Raw genomic sequence first — 16,551 nt, 5'->3', positions numbered from 1 at the left:
GGGCATATCCCGGATGATCTCGAACACTTCGTCGCGCGCCGTTTCGCACTGGTGCGGCCTCCCACGCGCTCAGGCGGAGCGTGTTGGTGCGGTGGTGGGGCGAGCGCCACACCCGTCACGTGGAACGACGCTCGGAGCTTGCCTCAGGGACGACGGATGCCGCACCGACGCACTCCTCGGCTGGGTCCTCCCTCTGGCACCCACTGCGCTCGTGCTCGCGACCCTCTGGACAAGCTGAAAAACGGCATCCGGGAACTTTCGATCCCGATGTCGATATCCCCGAGTGCCATTCGACGCGATAGTGAAGGGAGTGCGGTGGCGGGGGAGTCCCCGGACCACACCATGACGACGGAGGAGTCACCAATGAAGCACATGCTGATCATGCGAGCGAACGCCGCAGCGGTCGAGGCGTATGGCGAGATGAACATGGAAGACGTCATCAACGCGATGGGCGCGTACAACGAGTCCATGATCACCGCGGGCGTTCTGGTCGGTGGGGATGGCCTCGCGCCCGAGCCCGGGTACGTCGTCGACTTCTCGGGCGAGACCCCGGTCGTCAGCGACGGACCCTACGGCGAGGTGCACGAGCTGTTCAACGGATTCTGGATCGTGCAGACAGCCACGGTTGAAGAGGCGCTCGAGTGGGCAAAGCGCGCCCCGCTCACCCCCGGCAACGTGCTCGAGGTGCGCCGTGTCACCGACGAGTCGGACTTCGCCGACTTCGCCGATAACGAGTACATCCAGAAAGAGGCCGAGTGGCGTGAGGCCGAGCACGCCGCCCGGCCCGAGGCAGGCTGAGGCCGCCATCGACACCTCGATCCGTCGCACTGTCGACGCGCTCTGGCGCATCGAGGGTGCCCGCATCGTCGCCGGCGTCGCGCGCATGACGGGCGATGTCGGGTTGGCTGAGGATGTGACGCAGGATGCCGTCGCCGAGGCGCTTGTCGCCTGGCAGCGCGACGGCATCCCGCGTAATCCGGGGGCGTGGCTGACCGCGGTAGCCAAGCGTCGCGCGATCGACGCGTGGCGGAGGCGCGGTGAACTCGATGCCCGGTACGCTGTGCTCGCGCGGGATCTTGACGAGGCCCGCGAAGACGAGTGGGAGCCGATCGCCGACGACGTGCTGCGGCTCGTGTTCATTGCGTGTCATCCGGTGCTCTCGCGGGAGTCGCAGATCGCCCTCACGTTGCGAGTCGTTGCCGGGCTCTCGACAGAAGAGATCGCCCGGATGATGCTCACCCGGGTTCCGACGGTGCAGGCGCGCATCACCCGGGCGAAGAAGGCGCTTGCCGAGGCGCAGGTGCCGTTTGAGTCGGTGCCTGCGACCGAGTGGCGCGCACGTCTGACCGGTGTGCTCGGTGTCATCTACCTGCTCTTCACGGAGGGATACGTGGCGACCGCGGGTGAGCGGTGGACCCGCTCCGATCTCGCTGACGAAGCGATCCGCCTGTGTCGGATCGTGGCTGAGCTGCTGCCGCGCGAACCCGAGCCGCTCGGTTTGCTGGCCCTGATGGAGTTTCAGCGATCGCGCTTTGGCGCCCGTGAGGAGCGCGATGGCACCCCGATCCTGCTGGCAGGTCAGGATCGGCGCCGCTGGGATCACGGGCAGATCGCCCGAGCTCGGCAGGTTCTGGCGCGCGCCGATGCTGTAGCGCGGGCGCGAGGTGTCGCACGTGGGCCGTACGCGCTGCAGGCGGCGATCGCCGAATGTCATGCGGTGGCTCCGAGTGTCGCGGAGACGGATTGGGCGCGCATCGTCGTGCTGTACGACATCCTCGGTCGCATCGCCCCGAACCCGATCGTGGAGCTCAATCGGGCGGTGGCGGTGTCGATGGATGCCGGTCCCGCCGAGGCTCTGCGGCTGGTGGATGATCTCGTCGAGCGTGGTGAGCTCAGCGGATCACCGCTCGTGCCGAGCGTCCGCGGTGAGCTGCTCTCGCAACTGGACCGACGGAGCGAAGCGCGGGAGGAGTTGCTGCGGGCGGCCGGAATGACCGAGAACCGCGCGCAGCGCTCGGTACTGGAGCACAAGGCTGCGAACATCGAACGCGAGTCCGCGGACATTGAGCGCGAGTCCGCGGACATCGAGCGCGAGGCCGGGGCGCTCAACGACACCACAGAGGGGTCCAATTGAGCGCGGGCTTCTGCCGGCTCCGTCGCAGATGCTCTCATCCCGCCATCTGTCATTGATCATCCCGCCAGCGGTCGCGGTCGTTGATCATCCCGTCGCAGTCGCTGATTATCCCGGCATCGTCACGCAGTTCGCGGCTCTCGTTCGCGTGCGCTGAGAGTTGCCGGTCGAGCGGAATCATCGTTCGGGCGTCGTGACTGATCACCTTGCCCCGGCTGTCGCTGTGAGGAGGGCGGCGCATTCTCGCGCCAGGGTGGTCGGTCGGGAGGTGGTGGCGGATCCCACGCCCACGCCCACGGCGCCTTCGTTCGCAACGCACGGGGCGTCGCCGGCTCGCCGCGAGGCCCCAGATGGCCTGCCGGTGGCACGAGAATGAACGCGCCGTGGCCGTCGCGGATGATCTTCCACCCGTTGTTGTGGAGCTGCATGTGGTGGAACCGGCAGAGCAGTATGCCGCGGTCGATGTCGGTTCGGCCGTTCTCGGTGGCGACGTGGTCGATGTGGTGGGCCTCGCAGTACGACGCCGGCACGGGGCATCCTTCCCCGGCGCATCCGCCGTCGCGAACTGCCAGCGCGATCTTCTGTTTCGTCGTGAACAGGCGCTGCTCGTGTCCGACATCGAGCGGGTTGCCGCCACTGTCGATGGTGACAGTCACGGTTCCGTTCATGCAGATGTTGCGGTCGACGACCGATCCGGGAAGGGCATCCCCGCCGTCTTCGGCGTGGCCGGTCTTGATGAGCCGCCCGATCGGGTCCCGTGGCCCGTCGGCATCGCCCACCATGACGATCCGCACCCCGGGTTGACGCGCCCCGAAGACATCCGAGGCGTTGGCAAGTGCCCCGGCACGGATGAGATCGACGAACAGGTCGTACTCGAGCTGCTCGTTGCTGCGCGGATCGTCCGAAAGCTCCTTGGCGGCGGCGCGGTCGGCATCCGAGATGAACCGGGGGCCACCACGCCGTGGACGCAGCGCCGCGGCGAACGTCGACCGCAGCCAGAGCGCCATCTCATCGTCGAGAAGCAAGTGGCCATGGTGTTGCCCGTGCTGATCGATCCACATGCGCAGCGACCGCTTCTCGTACCGCTCCTGGAACCGGTTCTCGGCGCCGACGGGGTCGAGGATGTCGCGCAACTGCCGGGCCCGAGCGCGCAGCTCCTCAACGGATGCCCCGGCCACCGCCTCATCGACGAGCGTCTCGGCCGCGACCGACCACGCGAGAGCAGCGGATGCCGGGTCCACCCCATCAGCCTCGGGCTCACCCAGACCACCACGGATCGCATCGTGCTGCGCCGTTGTCAACCGACCGGCCCACAGGGCTGACTGCAGCGGAGCGTGCCACGGCGCGCGAGTGGCGTCGGGGGAGTCATCCGTCGCCGGTGCCTGCTCAGCACCCGAGGCAGCAGCCGCATCCGGCGCCGCGCCATCGAGCAGCGACTGCCCGACGCGCACCTGCCGCAGCGCATCAGCGCGCGTTCCGCCGGTGATCGACTGCACCAGAGCAACCGGTGACGCGTGCCCCTGGGTGGCCGCGAGCCCGGAATGTCCGTTCTCGCGCTTCGACCGCTGGGCGGCGACGCCCGCGACCACCGACTGCAACCGTTCCGCGTCGTTCGCGATGCCGGTGACCTCTCGCAACACCTCCAACACGGATGCATCACTGAGCGCCGCGGCGCCCGACGGGAGGCTCGAGGGCTCGACATCCAGCTCAGCGAAGACCGCGAGCCGGTCAAGCCGCTCGCGCATCGCCGTGAGGATGTTCATACGCTCACTCTCTCACCGACCTCCGACATTCATCGCGGGCCGCAACAGAACCGAAAACAGCCTGTGGACAGGTCATTTCTCAAGCCGCCTGGGGAGGAACCGACGCCCGCGAACGCACACGACCTAAGCTCGACACCAGACCGACATCGGCGCACCCAGGCCCGGAAAAGGAGTGGCATGATCAACCCCACCCGCCCGCGCGCCGACGCACCGACAGGCACCCCGCCCGTGCCGCGCGCTGACCTCGCGGTCGCGGCTGCTGCCGTCATCCTCGCCGCGGTCGCCCTCGTCGCCTCGAGCCTGCAGTCGGGCTTCGCGCCCCTCATCACACTGACCCTCACCCCACCCGGAATCGCCCCGGCCGACGGCGGGATGATGATCGTCGTCACTCCGACGCCCGACGTGTGGCCCGGCATCCAGATGGGCGCGGCGATCGCCGTACTGCTGCTGTTCGTCGCCGCGATGCGCCTGCTGCTGCTCGTCCCTGCCGTCCGCAGACGTCACGCCACGGATGCCGCAGCCGATCGCCACACCTGGCGCTGGATCGAATACTCGCAGCTGGCCGGGGTCGGCACCTTTCTCGTCGCGCAGCTGAACGGCATCACCGAGGTCACGAGTCTCGTGCCGATCTACGCGCTGGGGGCGGCCGGAGCGCTCTTCCTCATCGTCCACGATCACCGCGCCGCGACCGGCCGCTTCGGCGGTCCCGCTTTCGCCCTCGGATCTGCGGTCGCCATCGTGCCGTGGGGTGTCATCGCCTTCGCGCAGATCACGACCCTCCTCGCCGGCTTCGAGGTGGCGGCATCCGTTCGCGTCGTGACTTTGCTGGTGCTGGCGGCCTCGGCATCCGTCTGGGTCGTGACCGGATGGCGTGCCCGCCGTGATCCTGAGCGAGCAGACGGATGCCGCACCGACGCACTCCTCGGCTGGGTTCTGCCTCTGGCGCCCGCCGCGCTCGTGCTCTCGACCCTCTGGGTGGGCTGAGTCGGGCTCTCACGCCTTGGGATCGCCGGTTCGCCGTCGGGTACGCGCCGACAATGCACCCGCTGCCCCGCGCTGGTCGATCCCTGTCGTGAATGATCCGTGTATCGCGATGCGATACGCGATACGCTCGGCTGGTGATCGTGAGCTTCCGACACAAGGGACTCCAGGCGCTCTACGAGTCAGACTCGAAGAGGGGCGTCCAGCCGGCACACGCGCCGAAGCTCACTCGCATCCTGGGTCTCCTCGATGTCGCGCAATCGTCCGCGGACCTCGCGATCCCGGGATTTCGGACACACGAACTGAGGGGCGACCTCGCTGGCCACTGGTCGATCTGGGTCAACGGTAACTGGCGAGTGACCTTCAGATTCGTCGGGCAGGATGTCGAGCTCGTCGACTACCAGGACCATCACTAAGGGAGGAGCATCATGATGAAGAGCCCACCGCACCCAGGGCAGATCATCGGGGAGGACGTGCTCGGCGAACTGGGGCTGACTGTCGCGGTAGCGGCCGCACGACTCGGCGTTTCCCGCGTCACGCTTAGTCGTGTCATTCACGGACACTCCGGGGTGAGTCCGAACCTCGCGGTCCGTCTCGAGCGCGCGGGCGTCGGGACGGCCCGCGCTTGGATGGCGATGCAGACGAGTTTCGACCTCGCCCGCGAACTCGAAGGCAAGAGCCACGACGTCGAGCCCCTCGTCGTCGCGTGACAAACGTGGAGGCTTTCGAAGCGTTCGAGTGGGCCCAGGAGGTTGCCGCCTACCGGCACGCCAAGGCTGAGGATGACGGCACCCGCGTGACCCTCGATGAGCTGAGCGCTGTTACAAAGACAAGTGCAGCCGCAGGGCGTCGTCGAGAGCGCGGAGCGATTCGCCGGTGATGCGTCCGGTGACGCGGCTCACGCGCGAAATCGACACTGCGCGCACCTGTTCGGCCTGGGCTTTGCTGGGCCGGGGGAGTCCCGATTCTTCCGGCGAGAGAAGCACCTGAAACGGATGAACCGTCGAGATGTTCGAGGTCACCGGCACGACCGTGATCACCCCGTGGCCGGTGCGCGCAGCGCTGAGGTTTGCCGTCGCGTTGCTGACAACGATGGCCGGGCGAGTTCGCGCGGCTTCGGATCCGACGGTTGGATCGAGATCGACGAGCACGACGTGACCGCGCCGCAACGCGCGCACAGGGTCTGTCACGGCCGCGCAAGTCCGTCGCCGGATGCCGCATCCCACGCATCATCGGCAGGTTCGGCGAAGGTGTCGGCGTAGGCATCCGCGAGTCGTTCTTCGCGCAGCACTCGCACGGCGTCTTGCACCGCCGCGGACCGACTGGAATAGACGCCAGTTCGAGTCTGGTCGTCGAGGAACGCGAGGTCATCGGTGCTGAGGCTGAGGCTGACTTTCACGTGCACCATTCTTCGATGCTACCGAAGTAGCAAGATCACGGGTGGAGTGAGTTGGGGATGCCTGATAACAAGAACACAGCAGGGGAGGAGTGCATGCAAAATGCAGGCATCCGCGCCTACTCTGGCGCTATGCCGGTGAACATCACGATCCGCAACGTGCCCAATGAGGTGCGCGACGAGCTCGCTGCCCGCGCGGCGCGGTCGGGCATGTCGCTGCAGGAGTTCCTGAGCGCAGAGTTCGTCCGCATCGCGAGCACGCCCAGCGCGGCGGAAGCAGCGGTGCGTGCGCGACTGGCCGCCAGTGTGAATCCCGCCCTGACAGCGGACGAGATCGTCGCTGCTGTCCACGAGGGGCGTCGATGACAACGGATGCCGATAGCGTGGCACCCGCGCCCGTTGTGCTCGACGCATCAGTCGTTGTGGCCATGGTCGCGTGAGGCGGCGAGCTCGGATACGTCGCACTTGCCGAACTCACGAGCGCCACGCTCGTGACCTGTAACGCCCGGGTGCAGAGCACCCCGGGTGCGACGGCTTCGGTGGAGGTATTCGCGTAGACAAGCCCGACGGCTATCGGCGATGTCACCTTCGCGGCCTTCCGCACGTACATGAATGTGCGGCAGATCACCGTGATCTGCACAGCGAAGGGAGTGTCACATGGATTCTGTCCGAGTCAACCGGGATGAGTTCATCAAAGTCGTCCAGCGGAATCGGGACGCACATCGTGACGTCTTCGAGCGCGCGCTCGAGGGATATCGCGAGCGGTGGATCCAGGAGCTGGAGACGCGCCTTGCCGACATTCGGCGCGGCGGGCAGGTGGACCAGTACTTCCGGCTGCCCGAGCCTGAGGACCACACTGACGACTATGACCGCATCCTCACGATGGCGGCGATGTCGGTCGACGAGGAACTCAGGTTCTCGGAGGAGGAGTTCGCGCAGTACGTGATGGACCAGTGGTCGTGGAAGCGCGAGTTCGCGCGCACCACCGCTCAGTACGTACCCGAACGGAGGGTCGCCCGCCGCGGCTGAACGCAGCGGCGCTGGAGCGGGCTCGGGTTCAGCGCCCGTCCCGCTCCAGCACGTCGCGGAGCCGATCGAGCGCGCGGCGTACAGCCTTCTTCGCGGCGTCGCGGGAGATTCCGGCCCGGAGTGCGACCTCGTCGATCGGTAGGTCAGCGACGACGCTCCAGACGATGAGTTCGACGTCCCGCGGATGCTCCTGTGCCAGCTGCTTCAGAGCTTCTTCGATCGTGATGCGCGTGGCAACAAGCGTGCTCAGACTCGGCGAGCGGTCATCCAGTGCGCGGTGCAAGCGCTCTTCGACGAGTGGGTCGTCGATGCCGGCGAAGTCGACCGGATCGGCCGGCCGACGCTCCGTATGACGATACATATCGATCGCCGCGTTCGTGATCACGGTTCGCAGCCACGCTTTGGGGACGAGTGGAGTTCCGTCATCGGCCTGCGGTAGCGGGTCGCGACCGAACCTGTGAAAGTACGACTCCATCACTCGCGTGACGAGGTCCTCACGATCAGCCGCCGGCCAGCCTGCGTATTTCGCGGAGACGACCTTCGTGATCTCCCGCTCGACCGCCTCGAAACTCGGGTTGTGCGTACCGTTCCTGCCGAACTCGCGCATCGCCAGCCTCCCTCGTGGGATTCAGCGTAGGGAGTGGGTGCGACATCCGACTGCGCGTTCATCATTTCGTCGACTGGTTGTCCCAGTTCGTGCACGACAGCCGTATGAGTCCGTGCCGGTGTTCAACCCCTCCGGTGGAACGAGGGAATCATGACCAAGACGACAGTGCCGATCGTGAGGGCCAATGCGAGCAGGCTGACCGCGAGCCTGTGGATCGGGGGAGACCTCGACACGAGGCGCATGACCACAGCACGCGCCCAGCTCGCGGAGCTCACGGCGGCGGGGATCGACACGATCATCGACTGCCGGGCCGAGTGGGATGACGCGGACTGGGTCACCGAAGAGAATCCGCAGATCGACTACCTCTGGATCGGGGTGGATGACGCGGGCCAACGGATGCCGTACGACTGGTTCGACGAGGGCACGGCCTACGCGCTCGAGCAGATCGCCGGCGGACACGTGGTGCTGTCGCACTGCCACATGGGCATCAACCGCGGTCCCAGCATGGGTTTCGCGATCCTGCTTGCACTCGGGTGGGATCCGATCGAGGCGCTGGACCTGATCCGCCGTGAGCGGCCGATCGCCTTCGCCGCCTACGCCGAGGACGCCCTGGACTGGTGGCTCCACACGACGGGCGCGGCCGCCCCGGAGCGGCGCCGCCAGCGCACGCGCCTCGCGCAGTGGCGGCACGAGAACGCGATGGATGTCGCGCGCGTCATCCGTCGCATCCGCACGGCGGGGGTGGCGTGATGGGAGCCGATGCTAATGAAAGTCGACACAGACGAGGTCGGGAGACAAAGGCGAGGAGTCGACACGGCGGCAGGCGTGAGAGCGCGGCAGGCTCTGAGCTCGAACTTGCTCATGAGTATGCAGCGGACTGGAAACACGGCGTGATCCAGCGCCAGCAGGTGAGCCCACGATTCGATCGGACGATATACAGCGTGGGTGGCGTGAAGGTCGTACGAGGTGGGCTCCCGGGGCTTGGGCGCCGTTAGGCAAAGTCCGCCTCGGCGCCTCGGTCGCGGCCGCAGCCGCGATGCGTCTCGCATTCAGTTGGATGGTCGCTTGAGAAGTCTCTGCGGCGGTAGGTTGAGGGGCGGTTGCGGCTTGCCGCGTTGGCGCGATGATCCGATGTCGATAGTGGGGGAGTACGAGTGTCCGTCTTGAATCTTGTAGGGGCGAGCACGGTTGCATGGTCGGATGCGCCAGCGGGCGCGACCGACGCGATCGTCGTCCTTGGTCGGGATGACGCCGGGGCAGGAGCGATCCAGGTCGGTGTCGCCCGCCTGGTCGCGCGGCCCACGAAGGGCGTGCTGAACGACCTGTGGAAGTCGCGCGGTACGCGGGCACCAATGGGCTTCATCGTCGCGGCCGTCACGCACGACGGCGTATGGATCTACTATCCGTCCGCGGGGGCGCCGCCCATCCGCCCGTTGGCGGTCGAGCAGGCGGAGCGCCAGCTCCAGTCAGTACTGGAAGAGGTCAATGGGCTCGCCGCTCACGGGCGCATTCGCGCCATCCAGGAGGCGATGTCCTCGGCGGGCACGGACGGCTTCTCCAACCACTTCCTGTTCGCCACCTATCACCTAAATCGTGACGTGCCCCGCCGTGCCGATTGGGAGTCAGCAGGCCAGAAGGCGATGCCGATCTTGCCCAAGCGCGGCATCGATCTGGTCACCGCGCTCGGGTTCGACGCCGAGCCCGCCGGATCGGAGCGGCTGCTCGTCCTGCGCACTTCCAGCGGCCCGCGCCGCGCTGTCGCAGTGCTGCTGCGTGACGACGAGCACTTCGATCAGAAGTCCACGACGTACCAGCTCACGCCCGTGGCCAAGGCGCTGGAGATCGCTGGCCGCGAGAATGTGCCGTGGGTGATCGCACTCCGCAAGTCCACGCTGCGGCTCTATCCCGGTCGCGATGGCGTAGGCGTCGGCCAGCGCGGCCAGTCGGAGACTTACTTTGAGCTGGATCTCGATCTGCTCGACCCCGAGCAGGCCGCGCTCTTGACGCTCATTTTCTCCGCTGATGCTTTGGACGCGGATGGTTCCGCGCAGCAGATCCTCGAAGGCTCGGGCAAGTACGCGGCCGACCTCGGCACGCGGCTGCGTGACCGCGTGTATGAGGGCGTGGTGCCTCGGGTGGCGCTCGCCATTGCTGATCAGCTCCCGTCGCTCGGGCTCGCCCTCGACGCGAACGGGCTCCAGACCGCGTATCGGCTCACGATGCGCACCCTCTTCCGACTGCTGTTCCAGGCATACGGCGAGGCCACCGAGCTACTGCCCGCGGGTCGCAACGACCACTACGACGCGAACTCGCTCCAGGCTTTTATCAGCCGCGAGCTCGATACTGCCCCAGGCCAGTTCTCCACCGAGTCTTCAGCTATCTGGTCAGATCTCACCCAAGTGTGGGACGTGATCTTCCACGGCAACTCTCGCTGGGAGGTGCCCGCCTATGGCGGGAGTCTGTTCGACCCTGCCTCGGAAGAAGGTGCCCTGCTTTCGCGCCTCAAGCTTGCCGACAGCGTTATCGGCCCCGCCCTGCGGGAGCTCCTCAGCGAGGAGACAATCGATCAGACCCGGGGGCCCGTCGACTTTCGCAGCCTTCAGGTGCGCGAGTTCGGTACCATCTATGAGGGCCTGCTGGAGTCCAGCCTCTCGCTCGCCGAGCAGGACCTCACCGTCGACCGGAACGGCGCATACGTTCCCGCGAAGGACGACGATGAGGTCGTCGCGCCCGCGGGTCGCCCGTACTTCCACTCCGCCTCGGGGGAGCGCAAGGCGACCGGTTCGTACTACACGCCGAAGATCGTCGTGGATCACCTCATTGAGCGGTCGGTCGAGCCCGCGCTGAAGGCCCACCTCGACCGGATCAAGACCCTCATGGACGAGGGCAAGGAACGCCAAGCTTCTGACGCCTTCTTCGACTTCCGCGTCGCCGACCTGGCGATGGGATCCGCCCACTTCCTCGTCGCCGCCGTAGACAAGATCGAGCGCGGCATGCGCGACTTCCTCACCGCCACCGAGGTGCCAGGCGTGCGGGCTGAACTCGCACGCCTCGCGGAGAAGGCGCGCGAGGCACTCGGGCAGGACACGGAGGGCGCAAAGGCGATCACCGACGGCCAGCTCCTTCGCCGCCAGGTGGCCCGCCGCTGCATCTACGGCCTTGACATCAACCCGCTCGCCGTCGAGCTGTCGCAGCTCGCCCTCTGGATCCACACCTTCGTGCCCGGCCTGCCGATGTCGAGCCTCGACCACGGCCTCGTCCTCGCCAACTCTCTCACCGGCATCGGCACCATCGACGAGGCGATGGACGCGCTGAAGGCCGACGGCCTGTTCGAGCAGATCATCCGTGAACCGCTGACGGCCGCACGCGACCTCCTCATCGACTACGCGAACGCATCCGAAGCCGACAAGTCCGAAGTCGCGGCGGGCGCGGAAATGCTGGCGAAGGCGCGAGACGCCGCTGCCCCGGCCAAGGCGATCTTCGATGTGGCCGTCGCCAAGCGCCTGGGCGTGACCATTGACGAGGCATGGAACGCCGAGCAGTTCACTGCCCTCGCGGCAATGCGCGAAGTGCGCGAGGCCGTCGGTCGGCTCCAGCCTGCGCACATGCCGTATCTCTTCCCCGAGGTGTTCCTCCGTGACCGGCCCGGTTTCGACGTGTTGGTGGGCAACCCGCCCTGGGAGGAGTTGCACGTCGCGGAGCATCACTGGTGGGGGCTTCGCTTGCCAGGTCTGCGCTCGATGCCGCAGTCGAAGCGCATCGTTGTGCTTCGTGAACTTCGTGAGAATCGGCCCGATCTTGAGTCGCAATACTTGGCCGAGATTGAGCAAGTCAATTCGCTGCGGCGGGCCATTGCAGCGGGGCCATTCCCTGGAGTCGGCGCTGCACATCTCGATCTCTACCAGATGTTTGGGTGGAGGAACTGGAGCTTGTTGCGCGAAGGGGGTCGCGCTGGGCTGGTTCTGCCCCGTGGCGCGCTCTCGGGCGCGTCACTTGCGGAGTGGCGTCGCTCGGTTCTCGCAGGGGGTTCTTTCGCTGACGTGTGCTTCCTGACCAACAACATGCAGTGGGTATTTCCAAACGTCCATCCTCAGTACACGGTGGGTCTCACTGTCTTGGAGCGCGGCGCGGATCATGTCGTGCGGTTCGCAGGGCCCTTCTTCAATCAGTCGGAGTTCGTTTCGGGAGCTGCCACTACGGCGGAGGTTCCTGCCGAAGAGTTCGGGTCGTGGTCCGAAACTGCGGCATTCCCGCTGATCCCAGACACGGCGGCTGCGCAAGTCCTGCGAACGATGATGCTCTCAGGTGTCTTCCGCAACACTCCGCCTGACGTGGATTTCGCTCTAATCCAGGGAGACCTGAATGCGACAAAGGACAAGCCAGTCCTTGAGTTCGATGTCGAGGAGTCGCGCGGACGCATTCCAGTTGGTACCGGTGCTTCCTTCAATATTTGGAACCCAGATGCTGGGGTTCCATACGCGTACTCCCCGGTGGATGTGCTGCGTCCGTACCTCCGACGAAAGTTTGAAGGGGCTGCACGGACTTCGCGTTCGGCCTATTCGGGCATGACGCTACCTGAAGGACGCCTACAGCTCGACCAGGCCCGGATCGTGTACCGAGGCATCGCGCGCGCGACGGACACACGAACCTCCATTCCTTGCCTTGCGCCGCCTGGGCGAGCAATTGTCGATCCCGCTCACATGGTTGTCACCCGTCGGGGGTCAGCGCGACACGAGGCGTTCCTGTTGGGGGTGATGGCCTCGATACCGTTCGACTGGAGTGCACGGCGGTGGGTTGAGCTTCACCTGACCTTCGGAATCTTGACTCGGCTCCCGGTGCCGTGGTCGAAGTTCGAGTCAACCATCGCGGCTCGGACGGTTGTGATTGCAGGTCGCCTCGCGGCAGTCGACGAGCGGTACAAGACCTGGGCCGAAGAGGTCGGAGTCGAGGTCGCGACGGCCGTCGATGAGGCGACAAAGATGGAGCTGATCGCGGAACTCGACGCACTTGTCTCGCTCCTCTACGGGCTGACGCAGGAGCAGGTCGAGCACGTCTTTGCCACGTTCCATCGTGGCTGGGACTACGCCGCCCGGCTGGAACGTGTGCTCGCGTACTACGAGCAGTGGAAGGACGCGGCATGACCGACCAGCTTCCGGTCTTTGCGACGAACCGGATCGCGCCGCCGATGACGGTGCGCGAGGAGGTGCGTCGGCTGTTCCGGGTCAACCGGGAGGCGCTTGCGGTGCCGCCGAGCGCCGCGATTGCGACGGCCTACATCAACCCGGCAGGGTTCCTGTTGCTCGCTGATGAGTTGGAGAAGCTGCCGCGCATCCGCATCCTGCTCGGGGCCGACCCGGTGCCCGATCCGCTGCTGCCGGTGGATGCCGACGCGACGCTCCAAAAGCGACTCGATGCGGCGCTGACCGACCATGTGCGCTGGCTGAAGGCGGAGCGCGACGCGCTCGGGTTCGAGCTTCGGGCTACCCAGTCGGCGCAGCGGCTCGTGGCGTGGCTGCGTGCCGCCGACGAGCGCGGTGAGCCGATTGTGGAGATCCGCCGCTATACGGGCGGGTTCCTGCACGGCAAAGCGTTCATCAGCCACCATCCGACGCATCCCGCGTATCTCGCGGGGTCGTCGAACCTGACCTACGCTGGGCTCACGCGCAACGCCGAGCTGAACGTCGGCGCGTCTGGGCAGCACGGGTCGACGCCGCAGGTGATCGACTGGTTCGAGGAGTGCTGGGCCGACTCCGAAGTCTTCGACCTGGCGGGTCTGTACGAGCCGCTGTGGGCCGAGCACACCCCGTGGAGCGTCTTCCTCCGCATGTTGCTGGCCCGCTACGGCGAGCACCTCGACGATGAGCAGGCTGGTCCGACGCGCTTCGAGCTGACCCGGTTCCAGGCCGACGGCGTGAAGCGGATGCGGCGGCTGTTGGAGGAGATCGGCGGCGTGCTGGTGGCCGACGAAGTGGGTCTTGGTAAGACTTTCCTCGCGCTCGAAGTGATCGCAGCGGCCACCGAGCAGCAGCGTCAGCGTGTGCTTGTCGCAGCTCCCGCAGCGCTGAAGGCATCGGTGTGGGACCCGGTGCTGGAGCGGTACGACATCTCTCGCCGCGTCTCGGTGCACTCCTATGAGGAGATTCGCAGCCGCATGGACCCGGGGCACCCGGAGCACCTCGGGTTCTACGAGCGTGCCGAGGACGCTGCGCTGGTGATCGTGGATGAGGCGCACAACCTGCGGAACGCGGGAGCTGCGCGCTCGGAGGCGTTGGATCGGATTATCCTCGCGGGGCGGCACCCGAAGAAGGTCGTGCTGCTGACCGCGACGCCGGTGAACAACTCGCTCATCGACCTGGAGACCCTGGTCAAGTACTTCATCCGCGACGACGCGCGCTTCGCCTCCATCGGCATCCCGTCGATCCGCAAGTACATCCGCGACGCGCAGGCGCTCGACTCGGAGGCGCTGACGCCCGCGCACCTGTTCGACCTGATGGATCAGGTCGCGGTGCGACGCACCAGGAAATTCGTCAAGGACAACTATCGCGGCGAGACGATCGCCGGGCCGGGCGGCAAGAAGATCCCGGTCGAGTTCCCCGATGCCGACGTGCGTCGCGTGGACTATCAGCTCGATGCGCCGGGCGAGGCGTTGGTCGATGCGGTCACCTACGCGCTCGACATCCCCGACGATGAGGCGCATGTCGCGTCGTTCAGCGTGCGCCGCAGCGACCTAGGGCGGCTCCTGCTTGCCCGGTACGTTCCCAGTAGGTATCTGAGGACCGAGGACCTGAACAAGACCGAGGTCTCGAACATGGGGCTGCTGCGCTCCGCGCTACTCAAGCGCCTCGAATCCTCCCCGACTGCGTTGGCCGGCACGCTCGGTGTGCTCATCCAGACGCACGAGGCGTTCCTCTCGGCGTTGGGGAAAGGCACGGTGCTGGTCGGTGGCGCGCTGCGGGACTATGTGAACTCCGAGTCAGAGGACCTTGACGAAATCGTCGCCGGTCTCGACGAAGACGATGAGCATCAGGCCACGCCTGCCGCGTTGTACGACGCGGAGCTGCTGGCATCGGATGTTGAGCGCGACCTCGTGCTGATCCGTCAACTCCAGTCGCTCGCTCAGGCGGCGGCGCACGACGGCGAGCCGAAGGTGGCGGCACTGCTCGCCGAGCTGGAGCGGATCGCGGCCGAGGCCGAGAAGCCCGCCGTGACGAACGCCCCCAGCGGCGACCGGCGGAAAGTCATCGTGTTCTCCACTTACGCTGACACGATCCGCGACCTGCACGAACGCCTTGTCGCTGCGCTGGACGCGGTGCCTGACGGCTCGCCACTCGCGGCGTACCGCGGCCGGGTCGCCCCCGCGGTGATCGGCGAGTTCGCCTCGGGCAAGCGCGGCGGCATCGACCAGCCCACTCGCGCGAAAGCGGTCGCCAATTTCGCGCCCCGTACTGCGGGCCAGCTCCGCGACGATGGCACTCCCATCGAGGCAGACCTCTACGACATCCTGCTGACGACCGACGTGCTCGCCGAAGGCGTGAATCTCCAACAGGCAGCGCACATCGTCAACTACGACCTGCCGTGGAACCCGATGCGCATCGTGCAGCGCCACGGCCGTGTCGACCGCATCGGCAGCCAGCACAAGTCGATCGAACTCGACGTGTTCTTCCCGGCCGAGCACCTTGACGAGTTCCTCGGGCTGGAGCAGACCCTGATCCGCAAGCTTCGGCAGGCGGATGCCGCCATCGGCGCGGGGAAGGTGCTCCCAGGGGTTTCGCACTACCCGCCGCAGGAGCACTACGACCCCGACGCGATCGTCGGCGAGATCGAGGAACTTATCGAGCAGGGAGGCGGCTCGGCTGCGGGATCGGGGGAGGAGTACCGGCGACGGCTCGCTAACGCGCTCGACGCCGACCAGGCGCTCCGCGGACGGCTCGAAGACCTGCCCTACGGTATCGGCAGCGGATTCGTGAACCCGGCCGTCGCCGGCCGCTCGTTCGTGTTCTGCATGAAGATGGGCGACACCGGACACATCTGGTTCCGCAACGTGAATGCCGACGACGCCTGGCAGCCCGTCGCCGACGAAGAAGGTCGAGTCGTGGTCGACGACACCCTGATCTCGCTCGTCACCGCAGACCCCGGCAAGCCCGACAGGCCGCGCTCCCTGCCGAGCGAGGCGTTCCGCGCTGCCTATGAAGCGTGGGCGCTCGCCCAGGAGGACGCGCACGACGAATGGATGCGGGCCACCGATCCGAACGCCCTCGCTGCCGAGATCCCGGTATCCTTCCGCGACGCGCGAGAGGTCATCCTGAACAACGGCGGGCACCTCGGTGCGGCGCAACTCCAGACGATAAAGCGCCTCAATACCGTTCCGACTGCCAAGGCTCGGAAGGCGATGCGAGCTGCGCTCCGCACGCCCGGGAAGCCGGAGGATGTAGTGGCTGAGATCATCCAGGTGCTCGACGCATTCGGCATCCAGCCCGCCGAGAAGGTCGAACCGCTTCCTCCAATCGCGCTGGACGACGTGCGCCTCATCGCCTGGATGGCTGTCGAGGGAACGAAGACTGAGGGGCTCATTTCTCAAGCAGCTGTCGAGGATTAGTTGAGGCGCTCGCAGCGGATTCGGATCGAGAGTTAGCCCGATGAACCG

At 66.6% G+C, this 16,551-nt stretch carries 14 protein-coding genes; 10 read left to right on the top strand and 4 right to left on the bottom strand.

What is annotated here, in order from left to right; all coding sequences use genetic code 11:
- Positions 1-363 precede the first annotated feature (363 nt).
- The gene (locus AB0O89_RS00850; protein ID WP_363493357.1) at positions 364-798 is read left to right on the top strand and encodes a YciI family protein; all 435 of its coding nucleotides are present in this window, start codon (positions 364-366) and stop codon (positions 796-798) included.
- Positions 761-2,134 carry a sigma-70 family RNA polymerase sigma factor gene (locus AB0O89_RS00845; protein ID WP_363493355.1) on the top strand — a complete coding sequence of 458 codons (1,374 nt, stop codon included), beginning with the start codon at positions 761-763 and terminating at the stop codon, positions 2,132-2,134. Before AB0O89_RS00850 ends, AB0O89_RS00845 begins: the two co-directional genes overlap by 38 nt.
- A gap of 119 nt (positions 2,135-2,253) precedes the next feature.
- Here AB0O89_RS00845 and AB0O89_RS00840 read toward each other — a convergent pair whose 3' ends face one another.
- The gene (locus AB0O89_RS00840) at positions 2,254-3,894 is read right to left on the bottom strand and encodes an HNH endonuclease (protein WP_363493353.1); all 1,641 of its coding nucleotides are present in this window, start codon (positions 3,892-3,894) and stop codon (positions 2,254-2,256) included.
- Positions 3,895-4,071: 177 nt separating this feature from the next.
- On the opposite strand from AB0O89_RS00840, the gene AB0O89_RS00835 reads away from it, so the two are divergent.
- The 3 genes from AB0O89_RS00835 (at position 4,072) to AB0O89_RS00825 (ending at position 5,585) form a co-directional block, all read left to right on the top strand.
- A complete protein-coding gene (locus AB0O89_RS00835) occupies positions 4,072-4,878 on the top strand; it encodes a hypothetical protein (protein WP_363493351.1) in 807 nt (268 codons plus the stop codon).
- A 134-nt stretch (positions 4,879-5,012) separates the two neighbouring features.
- Positions 5,013-5,291, top strand: a complete 279-nt coding sequence (locus AB0O89_RS00830) for a type II toxin-antitoxin system RelE/ParE family toxin (protein ID WP_363493349.1) — start codon at positions 5,013-5,015, stop codon at positions 5,289-5,291.
- 12 nt (positions 5,292-5,303) lie between these two features.
- Positions 5,304-5,585 (top strand): HigA family addiction module antitoxin, encoded by a 282-nt coding sequence (locus AB0O89_RS00825; protein ID WP_363493347.1) that lies wholly within the window; start codon positions 5,304-5,306, stop codon positions 5,583-5,585.
- A 111-nt stretch (positions 5,586-5,696) separates the two neighbouring features.
- Here AB0O89_RS00825 and AB0O89_RS00820 read toward each other — a convergent pair whose 3' ends face one another.
- Positions 5,697-6,065 (bottom strand): type II toxin-antitoxin system PemK/MazF family toxin, encoded by a 369-nt coding sequence (locus tag AB0O89_RS00820; RefSeq protein WP_363493345.1) that lies wholly within the window; start codon positions 6,063-6,065, stop codon positions 5,697-5,699.
- A complete protein-coding gene (locus AB0O89_RS00815) occupies positions 6,062-6,283 on the bottom strand; it encodes a ribbon-helix-helix domain-containing protein (RefSeq protein ID WP_363493343.1) in 222 nt (73 codons plus the stop codon). Before AB0O89_RS00815 ends, AB0O89_RS00820 begins: the two co-directional genes overlap by 4 nt.
- An 84-nt stretch (positions 6,284-6,367) precedes the next feature.
- On the opposite strand from AB0O89_RS00815, the gene AB0O89_RS00810 reads away from it, so the two are divergent.
- The gene (locus AB0O89_RS00810; protein WP_363493341.1) at positions 6,368-6,637 is read left to right on the top strand and encodes a hypothetical protein; all 270 of its coding nucleotides are present in this window, start codon (positions 6,368-6,370) and stop codon (positions 6,635-6,637) included.
- A 291-nt stretch (positions 6,638-6,928) separates the two neighbouring features.
- Positions 6,929-7,300 (top strand): hypothetical protein, encoded by a 372-nt coding sequence (locus AB0O89_RS00805; protein ID WP_363493339.1) that lies wholly within the window; start codon positions 6,929-6,931, stop codon positions 7,298-7,300.
- A 28-nt stretch (positions 7,301-7,328) separates the two neighbouring features.
- Here AB0O89_RS00805 and AB0O89_RS00800 read toward each other — a convergent pair whose 3' ends face one another.
- Positions 7,329-7,907 (bottom strand): sigma-70 family RNA polymerase sigma factor, encoded by a 579-nt coding sequence (locus tag AB0O89_RS00800; protein ID WP_363493337.1) that lies wholly within the window; start codon positions 7,905-7,907, stop codon positions 7,329-7,331.
- 150 nt (positions 7,908-8,057) lie between these two features.
- Here AB0O89_RS00800 and AB0O89_RS00795 point away from each other — a divergent pair, with 150 nt between their 5' ends.
- The 3 genes from AB0O89_RS00795 (at position 8,058) to AB0O89_RS00785 (ending at position 16,503) form a co-directional block, all read left to right on the top strand.
- Positions 8,058-8,657, top strand: coding sequence for a dual specificity protein phosphatase (locus AB0O89_RS00795; RefSeq protein WP_363493335.1), 600 nt, complete (start codon positions 8,058-8,060; stop codon positions 8,655-8,657).
- 404 nt (positions 8,658-9,061) lie between these two features.
- Complete coding sequence (locus AB0O89_RS00790) at positions 9,062-13,048, top strand: hypothetical protein (RefSeq protein ID WP_363493333.1); 3,987 nt, start codon at positions 9,062-9,064, stop codon at positions 13,046-13,048.
- A complete protein-coding gene (locus AB0O89_RS00785; protein WP_363493331.1) occupies positions 13,045-16,503 on the top strand; it encodes an SNF2-related protein in 3,459 nt (1,152 codons plus the stop codon). Before AB0O89_RS00790 ends, AB0O89_RS00785 begins: the two co-directional genes overlap by 4 nt.
- Positions 16,504-16,551: the final 48 nt, after the last annotated feature.

This window comes from Microbacterium sp. NPDC076895, from assembly GCF_040687115.1.
Lineage (GTDB): Bacteria > Actinomycetota > Actinomycetes > Actinomycetales > Microbacteriaceae > Microbacterium.
The sequence above is the reverse complement of the archived record's forward strand: the minus strand, read 5'-3'. Positions and strand labels throughout refer to the sequence as shown.

What these genes read in the sequence shown, in the direction of transcription:
- AB0O89_RS00785 (WP_363493331.1), top strand. Translation starts at nt 13,045, where the DNA reads ATGACCGACCAGCTTCCGGTCTTTGCGACGAACCGGATCGCGCCGCCG.
- AB0O89_RS00835 (WP_363493351.1), top strand. Translation starts at nt 4,072, where the DNA reads ATGATCAACCCCACCCGCCCGCGCGCCGACGCACCGACAGGCACCCCG.
- AB0O89_RS00825 (WP_363493347.1), top strand. Translation starts at nt 5,304, where the DNA reads ATGATGAAGAGCCCACCGCACCCAGGGCAGATCATCGGGGAGGACGTG.
- AB0O89_RS00810 (WP_363493341.1), top strand. Translation starts at nt 6,368, where the DNA reads ATGCAAAATGCAGGCATCCGCGCCTACTCTGGCGCTATGCCGGTGAAC.
- AB0O89_RS00805 (WP_363493339.1), top strand. Translation starts at nt 6,929, where the DNA reads ATGGATTCTGTCCGAGTCAACCGGGATGAGTTCATCAAAGTCGTCCAG.
- AB0O89_RS00850 (WP_363493357.1), top strand. Translation starts at nt 364, where the DNA reads ATGAAGCACATGCTGATCATGCGAGCGAACGCCGCAGCGGTCGAGGCG.
- AB0O89_RS00795 (WP_363493335.1), top strand. Translation starts at nt 8,058, where the DNA reads ATGACCAAGACGACAGTGCCGATCGTGAGGGCCAATGCGAGCAGGCTG.
- AB0O89_RS00840 (WP_363493353.1), bottom strand. Translation starts at nt 3,894, where the DNA reads ATGAACATCCTCACGGCGATGCGCGAGCGGCTTGACCGGCTCGCGGTC.
- AB0O89_RS00800 (WP_363493337.1), bottom strand. Translation starts at nt 7,907, where the DNA reads ATGCGCGAGTTCGGCAGGAACGGTACGCACAACCCGAGTTTCGAGGCG.
- AB0O89_RS00815 (WP_363493343.1), bottom strand. Translation starts at nt 6,283, where the DNA reads ATGGTGCACGTGAAAGTCAGCCTCAGCCTCAGCACCGATGACCTCGCG.